This window comes from Staphylococcus simulans (assembly GCF_025561465.1).
Classification (GTDB): domain Bacteria; phylum Bacillota; class Bacilli; order Staphylococcales; family Staphylococcaceae; genus Staphylococcus; species Staphylococcus simulans.
Map to the genome: position 1 here is coordinate 1949860 of NZ_CP095100.1, position 14952 is coordinate 1964811.

General features: G+C 38.1%; 15 protein-coding genes. 9 read left to right on the top strand and 6 right to left on the bottom strand.

Going from position 1 to position 14952, the window contains the following annotated elements; all coding sequences use genetic code 11:
- The first annotated feature begins 43 nt into the window (after nucleotides 1-43).
- The 9 genes from MUA87_RS09180 to hisIE are packed head-to-tail and all read left to right on the top strand — an operon-like array spanning nucleotide 44 to nucleotide 6967.
- Complete coding sequence (locus MUA87_RS09180; protein ID WP_057510966.1) at nucleotides 44-874, top strand: ATP phosphoribosyltransferase regulatory subunit; 831 nt, start codon at nucleotides 44-46, stop codon at nucleotides 872-874.
- A gap of 12 nt (nucleotides 875-886) precedes the next feature.
- Nucleotides 887-1501: an ATP phosphoribosyltransferase gene (hisG, locus tag MUA87_RS09185; protein ID WP_002480430.1), complete on the top strand. Its 615-nt coding sequence runs from the start codon at nucleotides 887-889 to the stop codon at nucleotides 1499-1501.
- A complete protein-coding gene (hisD, locus tag MUA87_RS09190) occupies nucleotides 1494-2747 on the top strand; it encodes a histidinol dehydrogenase (RefSeq protein ID WP_262550612.1) in 1254 nt (417 codons plus the stop codon). Before hisG ends, hisD begins: the two co-directional genes overlap by 8 nt.
- Nucleotides 2748-3743, top strand: coding sequence for a pyridoxal phosphate-dependent aminotransferase (locus MUA87_RS09195; protein ID WP_002480428.1), 996 nt, complete (start codon nucleotides 2748-2750; stop codon nucleotides 3741-3743).
- The gene (gene hisB, locus MUA87_RS09200; protein ID WP_262550615.1) at nucleotides 3730-4311 is read left to right on the top strand and encodes an imidazoleglycerol-phosphate dehydratase HisB; all 582 of its coding nucleotides are present in this window, start codon (nucleotides 3730-3732) and stop codon (nucleotides 4309-4311) included. The genes MUA87_RS09195 and hisB overlap by 14 nt, the downstream gene beginning before the upstream one ends.
- Entirely contained in the window at nucleotides 4308-4889 is a 582-nt protein-coding gene (hisH, locus tag MUA87_RS09205; protein WP_002480426.1) for an imidazole glycerol phosphate synthase subunit HisH, read from the top strand. The genes hisB and hisH overlap by 4 nt, the downstream gene beginning before the upstream one ends.
- Nucleotides 4882-5586 (top strand): 1-(5-phosphoribosyl)-5-((5-phosphoribosylamino)methylideneamino)imidazole-4-carboxamide isomerase, encoded by a 705-nt coding sequence (gene hisA, locus MUA87_RS09210; RefSeq protein WP_002480425.1) that lies wholly within the window; start codon nucleotides 4882-4884, stop codon nucleotides 5584-5586. The genes hisH and hisA overlap by 8 nt, the downstream gene beginning before the upstream one ends.
- Complete coding sequence (gene hisF / locus MUA87_RS09215) at nucleotides 5583-6347, top strand: imidazole glycerol phosphate synthase subunit HisF (RefSeq protein WP_002480424.1); 765 nt, start codon at nucleotides 5583-5585, stop codon at nucleotides 6345-6347. The genes hisA and hisF overlap by 4 nt, the downstream gene beginning before the upstream one ends.
- Complete coding sequence (gene hisIE, locus MUA87_RS09220; protein ID WP_002480423.1) at nucleotides 6338-6967, top strand: bifunctional phosphoribosyl-AMP cyclohydrolase/phosphoribosyl-ATP diphosphatase HisIE; 630 nt, start codon at nucleotides 6338-6340, stop codon at nucleotides 6965-6967. Before hisF ends, hisIE begins: the two co-directional genes overlap by 10 nt.
- 135 nt (nucleotides 6968-7102) lie before the next feature.
- On the opposite strand, the gene MUA87_RS09225 is transcribed toward hisIE, so the two are convergent.
- The 6 genes from MUA87_RS09225 to MUA87_RS09250 all read right to left on the bottom strand — a co-directional run bounded on the left by MUA87_RS09225 (nucleotide 7103) and on the right by MUA87_RS09250 (nucleotide 14719).
- On the bottom strand, nucleotides 7103-8461 hold the full coding sequence (locus tag MUA87_RS09225; RefSeq protein WP_002480422.1) for a TrkH family potassium uptake protein: 1359 nt from the start codon (nucleotides 8459-8461) through the stop codon (nucleotides 7103-7105).
- Nucleotides 8462-8478: 17 nt separating this feature from the next.
- Complete coding sequence (locus MUA87_RS09230) at nucleotides 8479-10170, bottom strand: S1C family serine protease (protein ID WP_107597164.1); 1692 nt, start codon at nucleotides 10168-10170, stop codon at nucleotides 8479-8481.
- 185 nt (nucleotides 10171-10355) lie between these two features.
- Entirely contained in the window at nucleotides 10356-11171 is an 816-nt protein-coding gene (locus MUA87_RS09235) for a TerC family protein (protein ID WP_002480420.1), read from the bottom strand.
- Between the two features lie 266 nt (nucleotides 11172-11437).
- The gene (locus MUA87_RS09240) at nucleotides 11438-13000 is read right to left on the bottom strand and encodes a peptide chain release factor 3 (RefSeq protein ID WP_262550617.1); all 1563 of its coding nucleotides are present in this window, start codon (nucleotides 12998-13000) and stop codon (nucleotides 11438-11440) included.
- Nucleotides 12997-13254 (bottom strand): YueH family protein, encoded by a 258-nt coding sequence (locus tag MUA87_RS09245; protein ID WP_023015819.1) that lies wholly within the window; start codon nucleotides 13252-13254, stop codon nucleotides 12997-12999. Before MUA87_RS09245 ends, MUA87_RS09240 begins: the two co-directional genes overlap by 4 nt.
- Nucleotides 13235-14719, bottom strand: coding sequence for a UDP-N-acetylmuramoyl-L-alanyl-D-glutamate--L-lysine ligase (locus MUA87_RS09250; protein WP_057510811.1), 1485 nt, complete (start codon nucleotides 14717-14719; stop codon nucleotides 13235-13237). Before MUA87_RS09250 ends, MUA87_RS09245 begins: the two co-directional genes overlap by 20 nt.
- Nucleotides 14720-14952 lie beyond the last annotated feature (233 nt).

Below are 14952 nucleotides of genomic sequence, written 5' to 3' on the forward strand. Positions count from 1 at the left end.
TTCGGTAGAGAGTGAAAGCGTTGATGGAAGTGAGGAACTATAAATGGAATACATCGAATACCAAGATAAAGTGCTTAAACGAAAAGATTTGGAACTCCGCTTTTTAAAATATTTCCAATCTCATCAATATGAAGTGATAGACCTGCATTTTATTGAACGTTTGAATTGGCAACAGTTGACGCAAGATGATTTAGAAAGTATGGGAACGCGCAGTATTTGGAAAAATGGTCAAAATTTCTTTGCGCTTCGTAATGACTGGACAGATCAACTTCAACATTATGTCAGAACGTATGCTTTAAATTTAAAACAAGCCGTATATGCAGGCCCTATCGCAAACAATGAACATATCAGCACAAACTTAGGTATTGAAGTATTTCATCCGACTTACCAAGAAATGTTGACGAGCTTTCAGTTAATGTTGGGATTTGTTCAAAAGGAAATGAAACGCGAGGTAGATTTTGCGGTGATTGGTCACTATCAACTGTTATCGTTGTTGTTAAGTGAAGAAGAACGCACACCAAAAATCTTACAATTGATTAATGAACGTAACCTTTCTGAACTTAATCAGCAGTTGCCTAAAGGTCATAAACTTTTAGGTTTATTGAAACAACCGACTCATTTGCAACTGGATTATATTCGAAATATTATCCCTAACGATCATCCGACATACTTATCTTTATTACGATGGTCAGAAGAATTAAAACGTGCAGGCATCCAAACGATTCACTTAGATGTAACAACAATGCCACCGAAAACTTACTATATCGGCAGCTTTATGCAGCTGTTTGAAAATAGCCAGTCTGAACCGATAATGTCAGGCGGTCATTACAGTGGAACAATCGATGGTTTCGGTTTTGGGATTCAATTAGATTAGGAGGAACAAATTATGTTAACGATTGCCCTCAGCAAAGGGAGATTACTCAAAGACTTCATCGCATTTTTAGAACGCAACAACAATCCTATATGGGCAGAAGCTTTACATCAACGTGAACGTAAGCTGCAGATTACCGTAAAAGATATTAAATTCATTTTAGTTAAAGGAACAGATGTCCCTACTTATGTTGAAGAAGGTATCGCAGATTTAGGGATTACCGGCAGTGATATCTTAAGTGAAAAGCCAAATCATAATGTGAATAACTATATCGATTTACCATTCGGTCAATGCCACTTTTCTGTAGCAGCCAAACCTGGTGTGACAGATATCAATCGTGTTGCGACGACTTACGTTAATACTACACGCCAATATTTCAATCAACTCGGTCAAGATGTCAGCATCATTCCTTTATCTGGATCAGTGGAACTCGCAGCTGTCGTCAATATGGTTGATGCTATCGTGGATATCGTCCAAACAGGGACAACACTTAAATCTAACGGATTAGAAGAACGTGAACAAATTGGTAATGTAAATGCGAAATTAATTACCAATAAACATGCTTTCTTCAGTAAATCAGACGCTATTAATCAATTCATTACACAACTGGGGGTTTCTATACATGCTTAATAAAACTGAATTTTATGCGCGTTTCCAAAACGTTTCAGATATCGAACAATCATTAATCGACCAAGTCAACACAATCATTCAAAACGTCAAAAAGAATCAAGACAAAGCCTTATTTGACTATAATAAACAATTTGACGGTGTCGAACTTTCACAATTAGAAGTACCGCAAGCGGATGTTGAAGCCAGCTTGACTCAAATCTCACCAGAATTACGTGAAGCTTTGACACAAAGCTTTGAAAATATCAAAGCATTCCAAGAACGTATCAAACATGAAGATGTTATCGGCGAATACACAAGTGAAATTTATAACCCGCTTGAAAGTGTCGGTATTTATGTTCCAGGCGGTAAAGCCGCTTATCCTTCGACTGTTTTAATGACTGCGACACTTGCTAAAGTTGCAGGGGTCAAAGAAATTATCGCAGTGACACCTCCACAAGCTGAAGGCATTAAACCAAGTATTCTAGCAGCTTGTAAAATTGCGGGTGTCGATCGTACTTTCCAAGTCGGCGGTGCACAAAGTATTGCGGCGTTAGCCTTTGGTACGGAAACTGTACCTAAAGTTGATAAGATCGTCGGACCAGGTAATCAGTTTGTTGCGTTAGCGAAACAATTACTTTATGGCTATGTCGGTATTGATCAAATCGCTGGACCAAGTGAGATTATGATTATCGCAGATGAAACATCTCGTCCTGAATTTATTGTTCAAGATATCTTAGCACAAGCTGAACACGATGAGCGTGCACGTACTTTTTTATTATCTACAAGTCAATCTTTATTAGAAGAAGTAGAAGCGTTATTACCAGAGGCTATCAACAACGCCCCAAGAAAAGCGATTATCGAACCAAGTGTACGAGACTTCCACTACCCTATTTTGACTGAAAGTATCGAAGATAATATAGAAATCGCAAACTATGTCGCACCTGAACATTTATCAATTCAAACAAAAGAACCTGACTATTACATCAACAAAATCAAATATGCTGGCGCAATGTTCTTAGGTTCTTATGCACCTGAAGCTTTAGGCGATTATAACGCAGGGCCAAGCCACGTCTTGCCTACTAACCAAACATCCCGCTTCACAAACGGTTTAACAGTCAATGACTTCCTCACAAGTCACTCTGTAATCCGTTACGACCAACATGCCTTCAACAACCTTGCAGAAGGCGCTATGACAATCGCCCATGAAGAAGGCTTATACCAACATGAAGCCTCAGTTAAAGTCAGAGTAGAACAGGAGGAATCATAATTGATTTATATTGATAAAAACGAAAGCCCGATTCCTGCACTTTCTAAATCAGAAATTGCAGAAGTCATTAATCATACAGATTTTCGCGTCTACCCAGAAACACAATATAATGATTTTCTTAAAGCATACGCGGATTTTTATAATTTAAATACCAATCAAGTTTTAGCTGCGAACGGATCTGATGAATGGATTCAAAAATGTATGTTAGCTCTGCCAGAAGGCCCAGTACTTACGTTAAGCCCAGATTTTGTTATGTATACCGAATTTGCGCGCCAAACTGAGCGTGACATTGAATATGTCTCATGCGACCAAGATTTCCGCTTCTCACTCGAAACGATTTTAAACCGTATTGATGACGTTCAACCTGCGTTCTTTATCATGAGCGTGCCACATAACCCAACAGGCGAACAATATCCTTTCAATTTCTTGAAAGCTATCAGCGACAAAATGAAAGCACTTGGCGGTTACTTTGTCATTGATGAAGCTTATATTGAATTTGGCGAACCGATTGAAGTAGCGTTAGAAGATCATATCATCGTCATGAAAACATTAAGTAAAGCCTTCGCGTTAGCTGGCTTACGTATCGGTGTCGTGATTTCAACACCAAAAACGATTCAATTATTAAATCGTTTCGCACACCCGTATCCGATGAGCACTTTATCTTTAACACTAGCGGAAACATTATTTAAAGATACTAAACGCGTTATGAATCTGATCGCAGAACAACGTTACTTATGTCGTAAACTTAATGATATTTTCAAACCTTACCACAGCAATGATTTAAAAGTGATTCCATCTAAAGCAAACTTTGTCTTCACATATGGACCAAAAGCACGCAGTTTAGGTGAATACGTGATGGAACATGGTTTTAAACCACGTATTTATGATGAACCTGAATTAAATGAAGCTGTCCGTTATTCTATTGCGACAGATCAAGAACTCGATCAACTCTCACAAATCATCAAGGAATGGAGTGAACAAAATGACTTATCATAAAACACGCGCAACTAAAGAGACCTTTATAGAAGCAACGCTAGATTTTACCAATCAATCAGAAACATCGATTTCAACAGGGGTTGGCTTCTTAGACCATATGTTGACTTTGTTCAGCTTCCATAGCGGTATTGCCCTTCAGTTAAAAGTTGAGGGTGATACCTATGTTGATGATCATCACACAACAGAAGATATCGGAATTGTGTTAGGTCAATTATTATTAGAAGCTGTTCGTGATAAAAAATCTTTTACACGATACGGTACTTTCTATATTCCAATGGATGAAACGTTAGCACGTGTCGTTACAGATATCAGTGGACGTCCTTTCTTATCATTTAATGCCGAATTCTCTAAAGAGAAAGTCGGTACATTCGATACAGAACTTGTCGAAGAATTCTTTAGAGCGCTTGTGATTAATGCCCGTTTGACAACACACATTGATTTAATCCGCGGCGGTAATACGCATCATGAAATTGAAGCGATTTTTAAAGCCTTTGCGCGCAGTTTAAAAATCGCACTTTCAGAAAGCGATACACAAGGTGTGCCTTCCTCTAAAGGAGTGATTGAATGATCGCGATTGTAGACTATGGTGTCGGAAATATCAAAAATGTTGAACGCGCGGTCAATCACTTAGGCTACGATGCACAACTGACAAGCGATTTTGACACAATTAAAGAAAGCTCGCATATTATCTTACCAGGTGTCGGTCATTTTAAAGATGCGATGACAGCACTCAAAGCTTCCGGCCTAGATAAGTTACTGATTGAGCTTCAAGACAAGAAACCGATGATCGGCATTTGTTTAGGTATGCAGCTGATGTTTGAACACAGTGATGAAGGCGATGTAGAGGGTTTAGGTATGATTCCTGGTCGTGTCGTGCCGATTGATACACCATACCCTGTACCGCACTTAGGTTGGAATAATTTAGAAAGTAAACACCCTCTTTTAGATAAAGACGTTTACTTTATTCACTCTTATTACGTTCAAACACCTGCACCGATTATTGCGACAGCGGAATATGGTCTGCCGATTACCGCCATTGTCCAAAAAGATAATAAAATCGGTATCCAATTTCATCCAGAAAAAAGCGGTGATTTCGGATTAGCTATTTTAGACCAAGCATTGAAAGGCGGTTTTATTCATGATTGAAGTATGGCCAGCAATTGATTTAATCGATTCACAAAGTGTGCGTTTAACTGAAGGTGACTATGAAACGAAAGAAGCGATGGCGAGAACGGCAGAAGAAGCCGTTCAATTCTATAGTCGTTATAAATGTGTGAAACGTATCCATGTTATCGATTTAATCGCTGCAAAAACCAAACAACCTGTTGAAGCGGATTATATTGAACAACTTGTTGGTTTAACAGATTTGCCGATTGAAGTTGGCGGCGGTATTCGTTCTACTGAAACGATTGAAGATTATTTCAATAAAGGTGTCGCTTATGTGATTGTCGGAACGAAAGGTATTCAAGATACCGCATGGCTTAAAACAGCTGCTGAACAGTTTCCAAATCGTATTTACCTATCTGTAGACGCTTATGTTGACGAAATCAAAGTTAACGGATGGTTAGAAGAAACAGGATTGAACTTATTTGAATTCGTTAAGACCATTGAACACTTACCGCTTGGCGGCTTGATTTATACAGATATTTCGAAAGACGGTAAATTAGAAGGACCGAACTTCGAATTAACGAAACAACTTGCGCAAGCGACTGCCCTACCCGTCGTCGCATCTGGCGGAATCCGCAGTTCTGATGATTTGAAGCGTTTAGAAGCGGATGGTGTACATGCGGCTATCGTCGGCAAAGCTGCGAATACTGAAGCCTTTTGGGAGGGATTAGAATGATAAAAAAGCGTATCATCCCTTGTCTTGATGTCAAAGACGGTCGTGTCGTCAAAGGTGTGAAGTTTAAAGGATTGCGTGATATCGGCGACCCTGTGGAAATGGCAGCGTACTATAACCAAGAACTAGCAGACGAACTTGTTTTCTTAGATATTTCACGTACTGAAAGTGGTCATCAAATGATGTTAGATATTATCGAAGAGACTGCTTCAAAACTGTTTATCCCATTAACCATCGGCGGCGGTATCAATTCTGTTGAAGATATCTCTATCTTGTTAAAACATGGTGCAGATAAAGTTTCATTAAACTCTAGCGCATTAAGAAATCCAGAATTAATTGCGGAGGCAAGTCAGAAATTCGGTACGCAATGTATTTGCGTCGCAATTGATGCGAAATGGGAAGAAGATAAACAAGATTGGTTCTGTTATACACATGGCGGTAAGCAACGCACAGATAAACGCACTTTAGACTGGGTTCAAGAAGTCGAAGCATTAGGTGCTGGTGAATTGCTTGTGACTAGTATGGATTACGATGGTGTCAAACAAGGTTTTGATCACCGCTTATTATCATTAATCAATGACCGTGTATCTATTCCGATTATCGCTTCAGGCGGTGGCGGCAATGCGCAACACTTTGCGGATTTATTTAAGGAAACTGATGTTTCAGCCGGGCTCGCTGCCAGCATTTTCCATGATAAAGAAACAACCGTCGGCGCTGTGAAAGCATTTCTAAAAGAAGAAGGAGTTGAAGTCAGATGGCAATAACACCAGACTTTTCAAAAGGATTAGTACCCGCAATCTTACAACACTATCAAACTAAACAAGTGTTAATGCTGGGATATATGAATGAAGAAGCGTATCAAAAAACTTTAGAAGATAAAGTGTGTTGGTTTTATTCTCGAAGCAAAGAACGCTTATGGAAAAAAGGTGAGTCTTCTCACAACTACCAACATGTCGTTGATCTTAAATTAGATTGTGATCAAGATACAATATTAGTCTTCGTCAATCCAGATGGTCCAACTTGTCATACAGGTTCAACGAGTTGTTTCAATACAGAAACACCTTTCTTTATCGATAGTTTAGAAGACATTGTGCAATCACGCGCAAACAGCGATGATGACAAATCATATACTCATTACTTATTGAATGAAGGTATTGAGAAAATCACGAAGAAATTCGGTGAAGAAGCATTTGAAGTTGTGATTGCTGCTATGAAGAACGATCAAGAAGAATTAGCTAATGAAACAGCCGACGTTTTATATCACCTCTTTGTGTTACTCCACGCTTGTGGTGTAACTGTAGATGATGTGAAACAAGTTCTACAAAGCAGACATCAAAAAAGCGGTAATTTCAAAGGTGAACGTAAATCTGTTCAAGACTGGTAAAAATTGTTTTAAATAAGCATATAAAAAGCATGCGTTTGAGCTCAATCCAGAGCTTCAAACGCATGCTTTATTTATTGTAGTTATTTCTATGTTTAATGATGTTGAATGTGATTTAAATTTCTACTAGGTTACTTTTTAACCAATTTGTACTTTTTCTTTTGGATAGTGATACAAGACAGGCTCTTTTCTGCCGCCAATCATTAAGATGAAGGAGATTAATCCAACCCGTCCGATAAACATCAAGACCATCAAGACCACTTTGGTGATATCTGTACCATCACTCGAGAGACCTAGCGATAACCCACAGGTTCCGAATGCAGACATGACTTCAAAGAAGACTTGAAGAATAGACATTTTACTGCCTTCTACTGCTTGAATAATCACAATTGATGTTAGTGATAAGATTGTTGCAACACTAAACACCATAAAGGTCTTTTGGATATCTGACGGCAAGATTTCTCTATTAAAGACTTTGATGGTAATACGTTCTGAATCCGTACGGAAATTTAAAATAAAGAGAATCAGAATCGCAAATGTCGTTGTTCGAATGCCCCCACCTACTGAACTTGGTGAAGATCCGATAAACATCAATGTCCCCATCAATGAGTTGGTCGCATCTGTAAATTGTGAGATGTCTACTGTCTGTAATCCGGCACTTCTGGTTGTAGTCGATTGGAACATGGCATAAAAGAGTGCTTTATGCCAACTGACGTCTTTCAACGTGTTGCCCATCTCTAAGATTAAAATCATCACTGTTCCGAATAAGAATAATGCGAAATACGTAATCGTTGTGATTTTCGCGAATAATGAGAAGCGAAAGTTCGGATTTCTATTACTGATATACGCTTTAATTTCTAATAGTACCGGGAACCCGATAGAACCCAGTGTAATCAAGAACATCACAATCGCTTGTACGAAATAATCATTCGCATAAGGAATCAATGAATTCCCTGTAATATCGAGTCCTGCGTTAGTTGTAGAGGCCACTGAAACGAAGAAGCCCTGCATTAACGCATATTGGATATCTGCGGTATCTCTATAGAAATAAAAGGCTAGTAATAGCGCACCGACAAGTTCAATCAATAAGACGGCTCTGACAATTTCAATAATCAATTGAACCGCACCACTCATCGTATGGCGGTTATTATCCAACATAATCATCTGACGTTCACGTAAGCCGATATGTTTACCTAAAATGAGCCATAACACCGTACCTAATGCCATGACGCCGACACCGCCGATATTTAAAATAATCATAATGACAATTTGTCCGAAAGTCGAATATGTATCGGCAATCGTCACAGGTGTCAATCCAGTCACACTGATCCCTGATACAGCCACAAATAATGTATCAATGGGATCCACGTGCACACCAGGCTTATGCACGCCAGGTAAATTTAACATCAAAAATGCTGCGATAATCGCAATCAAATAGAATAAGACAATACCTTGTTGAGGACTGGATCTTTTAAATAACTGGTTAAAAATGGACAACTGTTTTCACCTCAACACTACTTCAATTTAATCGTTATACTTTTTAGTTTACCATTTCGATATATTTTTGCAGATAATGGTTTCAAATCTGCTTGGTGTTCAAAGACAATCTGTCTATATCTTAAATTATCTTCAATTTTTTTACCATCTAATTCTACAATAATATCCCCTGTTTTTAAACCTGCTTTTTCACCTGGTGAGTTTTGATTTACTTCTCTGACTACAGTACCTTGTTGTAAATCTTTAGGAACTTTGAATTGATCACGTTCTTGATCTGATAAATCAGCGACATTCGATAAAGCAACACCTGTATTCGGATAATCAATTTTACCTTTATCTTCTAATTGTTTTGCGAGCGTCACAGCTTTATTAACTGGAATCGCAAAGGCCATGCCTTCTACTGCCGGCATATCAATTTTTAAAGAGACGATACCAACTAATTTACCGTTTTGATCAACTACTGCACCGCCTGAGTTACCAGGGTTGACGGGCGCATCAATTTGAAAGGCTTTTGTCAGTACATCATAGTGGTTGTCTTTATCGATATCTACAGGTACATTACGATTTAAACCTGAAACGACACCATTTGAAATACTGCCTTTAAAGTCAGCTCCTAACGGATTTCCAACTGTTATAACAGGTTCTGCTAATTGAAGTTGTTTAGAATCACCAATACGTATAGCTTTGACATCACTATCTTTTTCAACGTTTGCTTTCACAACTGCTACATCTGAATATTTATCTTTACCGATGACTTTCCCTGTTGTTTCTTTGTTGTCATCGTATAAAATACGTTGTGTTTTTTTATCGCCGACTACATGACTATTCGTCAATATAAAAATGGAGTCGTCTACTTTTTTGTAGACGACACCTGAACCAATTTCATTATCAGAATTTGCGGTTTCTTTATCAATTGAGCTTTTATTTTTTGTTTTGTTCTCAACTGTTACGACTGAATGAATCGAACTTTTTGCTGCTTTCATCATAGCTGTCTCTTGTTTATCGCCACTGCCATCAAACGTTGCGACATCACCGGCACTTCCATTATCACTTCTTAGATTATGGAATATCGCAAAGAGTAATAGCAATAAAATAATTACGCCGACCGCAATTGCGATTTTAGCCCAATGTTTTTCAAAGAATGCTTTGGCCTGATTGCTTTGTGTACTGTGTTTTGCAGGTTCGCCATCTTTATGAGGCGGTTTTGTTTCTGATTCTGTCTCTGTTGGTTCTTCTGATGTTGCGTGCTCATGAATTTTTGTGTCATCGTCTACTGTGACTGATGAAACATTTGAAACAGTTTTTTCATTCTTCACTGTTTCTTTTTTCGCACCTGCAGTGGATGTTGATGGCTGTTCTTTATGTAAGGATTCATCTTTTGATGATGTTTTTGCCTTCGGTGTCTCTGTTTGTTCATTTTCTACTTCAGGCTCACGTTTACCTTGCGCAATTTCTTGTTGATGTTGAATTTCTTCTTGTGTCAATTTTTCAATACGTGCTTTTCTTAAGTTGTCTTTCACACGTTCTTCATTGTTTTTAGCTTGCATTGCTGCTTTTTCTTTTTCTTGTGCTTGTTGCTCTTTTTCTTGTTCAACACGTTGTTCTCGTTCTTCATTATGGAAAAACTCTCGACGTTTTCGTTTATAATGACTTTTCGGTATAACTTGTTTTTCATCTGGTTGACGCTTTCCATTATCTTCTGCCATCATAACGCCCTCCTCTACTACAATCTTTCTTATCTATTATGACACAATCTATTGTAAATTTCTTGTAAACTTAGTGCTTTCACTAAAAAATTTAGAGGATTTTTTCTTCTACTTCAATCTGAAGGTAAAACAAAAACCGTCTATCTTTTGAATCAATAAAGATAAACGGTTTGTCATTGCATATTGTATTATGAATTTGATTGTTCTTTTGCTTTCTTTTTGTTGTGGCGTAAAGATGATAACCAACCAAAGATAACAAGTCCAATCATGACACCCCAGAAAATGATTTGCCATAATGTTGAATGTGGGAAATGTTCTGGAATTAAATGAACTTGTGGATGTGCAAGAACAAGTACCACTAATTTGATACCAACCCATCCAACAATCGCAAAGGCTGCACCTTCAAGACCAGGATATTTATTTAATAGTTCTACGAACCAAGTTGCCGCAAAACGCATTAAGATAACACCGATCATACCACCCATGAACATTACTGCGAATTGACCTAAGTCCATACCGCCGAAATGAATACCAACTGGTTTCAACGTGAAGGCAATGGCCATTGCTGCAAGCATTGAGTCAATCGCAAAGGCAATATCCGCAAATTCGACTTTCGCAACAGTACTCCAAAAGGCTTTCGGGCTGACTTTCTTTTCAGTTCCGTGCTCATCATAGTGATGATCATCACCTTCTGGTTGTTCAGGTCCATGACCTTTGGATTTGTAGAATTGATATAAATTCCGTCCTGACATATATAGTAAATAAACGGCACCAGCTGCTTGGATAAACCAGAAGTTTACTAAGTAACTGATTAGGAATAATGATAAGAATCTAAAGATAAAGGCTCCTAATAAACCGTAAAATAATGCTTTCTTTCTTTGCTCAGGCGGTAAATGTCTTACCATTACTGCCATAACCACTGCGTTATCCGCAGCTAGTAATCCTTCTAAAAATACGAGTACGAGCAATACCCATCCGTAGGATAAAATTAAACTCGGATCCATTCAATGACCACTCCTTCAAAATAATTCAATCGTCTGGCTAAAAAACGTGGACAAAATAAAAGAGACCTATGCTAAATAAATAGCAAAGGTCTCACTTGAATCCATAGCTGTTTGTACGGACTCCATTTTACCGGAAATGTCTATGCATTTCGTAATGACGATAAGAATGTTGAAGCGGAATTGAATCCAACTTCGTAAGTTACTCCCCTCTGACATGACTGTCATAGGTATTCATTTATTTAAAATAATTATACCCCATTGGATACCTATAATAAACTATAAAGTTTAATTTCAGGGAATTTTTCTTCAAACCAACGCGTCGCAAATTCATTTTCAAACAAGAATACTTTTTGTTCATAGCGGTCTTGTACTAAGATAGAACGCGCTGTACTCATCTTATCTTGGATATCTTCTTCATTTTCAACCCAACGTGCAATCTTGCGGCCAACGGGTTCCATAATCACATCGACATTATATTCATTATTCATACGGTGTTCGAAAACTTCGAATTGCAGTTGCCCTACAGCACCTAAAATAATTTGGTTGGTATGCAATGTTTTGTAGTATTGGATGGCACCTTCTTGTACCAATTGTTCAATACCTTTATGGAAGTGTTTTTGCTTCATTACGTTTTTCGGTGATACTTTCATAAAGAGTTCAGGTGTGAATTGTGGCAGATCTTCAAAACTGAATTTTTGGTTGCCACCGACTAATGTATCGCCGATTTGGTAATTACCTGTATCATATAAACCGATAATATCTCCCGCAACTGCATGGTTGATTGTTTCTTTATCATCCGCCATAAATGATGTTGAACGTGTTACTTTTTGTTTTTTATTTGTACGTTGTAGCTTCACGTCCATACCACGCTCAAATGCGCCACTGACAATACGCATAAATGCGATTCTGTCACGGTGTTTAGGGTCCATGTTAGCTTGGATTTTAAAGATAAATCCTGAGAAGTCAGGCGCAAATGGACTCACTTCTTCTTCGTCTTTTGTTAAACGGCCATTAGGCATCGGTGCATGGTCTACATAAGCATTTAAGAAGCTTTGTACACCGAAGTTTGCTAATGCTGAACCGAAGAATACAGGTGTTAATTCACCTGCTAACATCATTTCGTTATCGAATTCTTCGCCCGCTTCTTCCACCAACATAAACTCTTCAATTGCTTGTGCGAAGGTACTATCGTTTGTAATTGGATGTTCTTCTTCAATTTCATAGTCTTCATTGATATGCAATAAGTGTTCTTCATCTCTGAATGGTTCAATCGTACGATCTTCACGATCGATAATACCGAAGAATTTTTGACCCATACCTACAGGCCAGTTCATCGGATACGTTTTAATATTCAAAGTTTCTTCAATTTCATCTAACAACTCGAAAGGTTCTTTACCAACACGATCCAGTTTGTTGATGAAAGTGAAGATAGGAATACCACGCATTTTACATACTTTGAAGAGTTTTAATGTTTGAGGCTCAATCCCTTTGGCACAGTCAATTACCATCACAGCACTATCGACTGCCATTAACGTACGATACGTATCTTCCGAGAAGTCTTCATGCCCCGGTGTATCTAAAATATTAATATTAAAATCATCATAGTTGAACTGCATCACAGAACTTGTTACTGAGATACCACGTTCTTGTTCCACTTTCATCCAGTCACTTGTTGCGAATTTCCCAGATTTCTTCCCTTTAACCGTCCCTGCTTCACGAATGGCACCGCCAAATAACAGTAGTTTTTCAGTTAAAGTGGTTTTCCCGGCATCCGGGTGAGAAATAATCGCAAAGGTTTTTCTGGATTCAATTTCATCCTTTATACTCATCTTTCGTCTCCTTTATCAAATAGAATTAAAGTCAGTTCGTGCGCTAAGCTTTCCGCTTCAGCTTCATCCATTAAGTTAAATAGTTCCATTACTAAGTCTTCTTCTACATCTTCTGCTGACTCCTTTTTATCTATCAACGCAGACCAACTCATATCAGGAACCGCAATGAGTTGGTTCTGCATTGTTTCATCTGTATAACTATAGACGATTGCACCTTCTATCGTTTGAAGTGTCCTAATCTTCAGAAGGGCCACCTCCAAATTTCTTGTAAGCCGCTTCTAAACCAATCAAATCATCACGATGTGGTACTTTAACATGACCTGGCATAATTTGATAAGGCTCACGTCCTTTTGAAGCTAATACAACAGTATCGCCTGGTTCTGCAACTTCAATCGCATGACGAATTCCTTCAGCACGATCCGTAAACTCTACATAATTGTCATGTGTCGCACCTTTAGCTAATTCATGTGTTAACATTTTCGGATCATCATTCGCTGGATTATCCGGCGTAAAGATAACATAATCTGCACGACTTGCTTGTCTGCCCATTTCTGGTGTTTTCGTTAAATCGCGTTCTCCTGCCATACCGACAAGTAAAATGAATTTTTGTTTCACAAACGGTTTAACCGCATCAATCAGCTTTTCAATACCATCTGTCGTATGGGCATAATCAATGATTAAATCAATTGGTAGTGAACGATCTAACACTTCTAAACGGCCTTCAACTGGTTCTAATTGGCTGACTACGTCCACGATGTCTTGCATAGGTGTACCTTTACTCCAAACTGCCGTCATCGCTGCCATAATATTTGAAATGTTGAATTGACCGACATAAGGTGAATCCACGTGGAATGTACCGTCTGGTGTCACAAAATCAAATGAAGCACCTGTTAATGATTCTTTGATATTTTCAGCTTGGAATTGTGCTTTATTATGAATACCATACGTAAATACCTCGTATGGTGTTACGGTTTTCAAGTATTCAGAGAATGCATCATCTTGGTTGACGATTGCATATTTTTCTTTACTTAAATCCTCACCTAATTGGCTGAATAAGAGTGACTTCGCGTGACCATATGCTTCCATAGTGCCATGAAAGTCTAAATGGTCTTGTGTTAAGTTTGAAAAAACAGCAACATCAAATTCAACACCGCTTAAACGACCTAAAGCTAAACCATGACTTGATACTTCTAATGTCATGGCTTCAGCACCCGCATCTACTGCTTCATGTACTTTCTTCGTCAATGTCACAGTTTCTGGTGTTGTATTTTCACCTTTTGTGACTGTTTCATTGATTTGGAATCCATTTGTACCTAAGTAAGCACTGCCTTTTCCTAATTTACGATGAATTAGATGAATCATCGTTGCTATAGATGTTTTACCATTCGTACCAGTCACACCATACGTTACCAATTTTTCGCTCGGATATTGATATAATTTATGTACAATCAAACTTGCGACACGTCTTGTATTCGGCACAATCACTTGTGTCACATCGCCTGTTAATTGTTGTTCACGTTCTACTACAATCACTTTGCAGCCTTGTTCAACTACATTTTGGCAAAATTTATGGCTGTCTACTGTATAGCCTTTTGAAGCTACAAAAATACTGCCTGCTTTTGCAGTACGAGAATCTGTTGTTACATCATCTACTTCTCTATCTAAACTGCCAAGTACTTGTTTCGATTTTATCTTTTCGAACAATTCGTTCGCTTTCACATCGATCGCCCCTTCTTTTCCAATACTACTATATTATACATTTTTTCTTTAGAAATCTAGATGCGTGAGTTCATTTTCTATTGTACATTTTTCTACGTTATTAATATATCGATTACGCTGTCAATTACATATTAAATTCAAATACTTCCTATATAAGAGAAGCACAATTTACAAATCACGAATCTCTTTTTCATTGAACCAAATGTTAAGAAAGTATGAAAATATTTTTATAC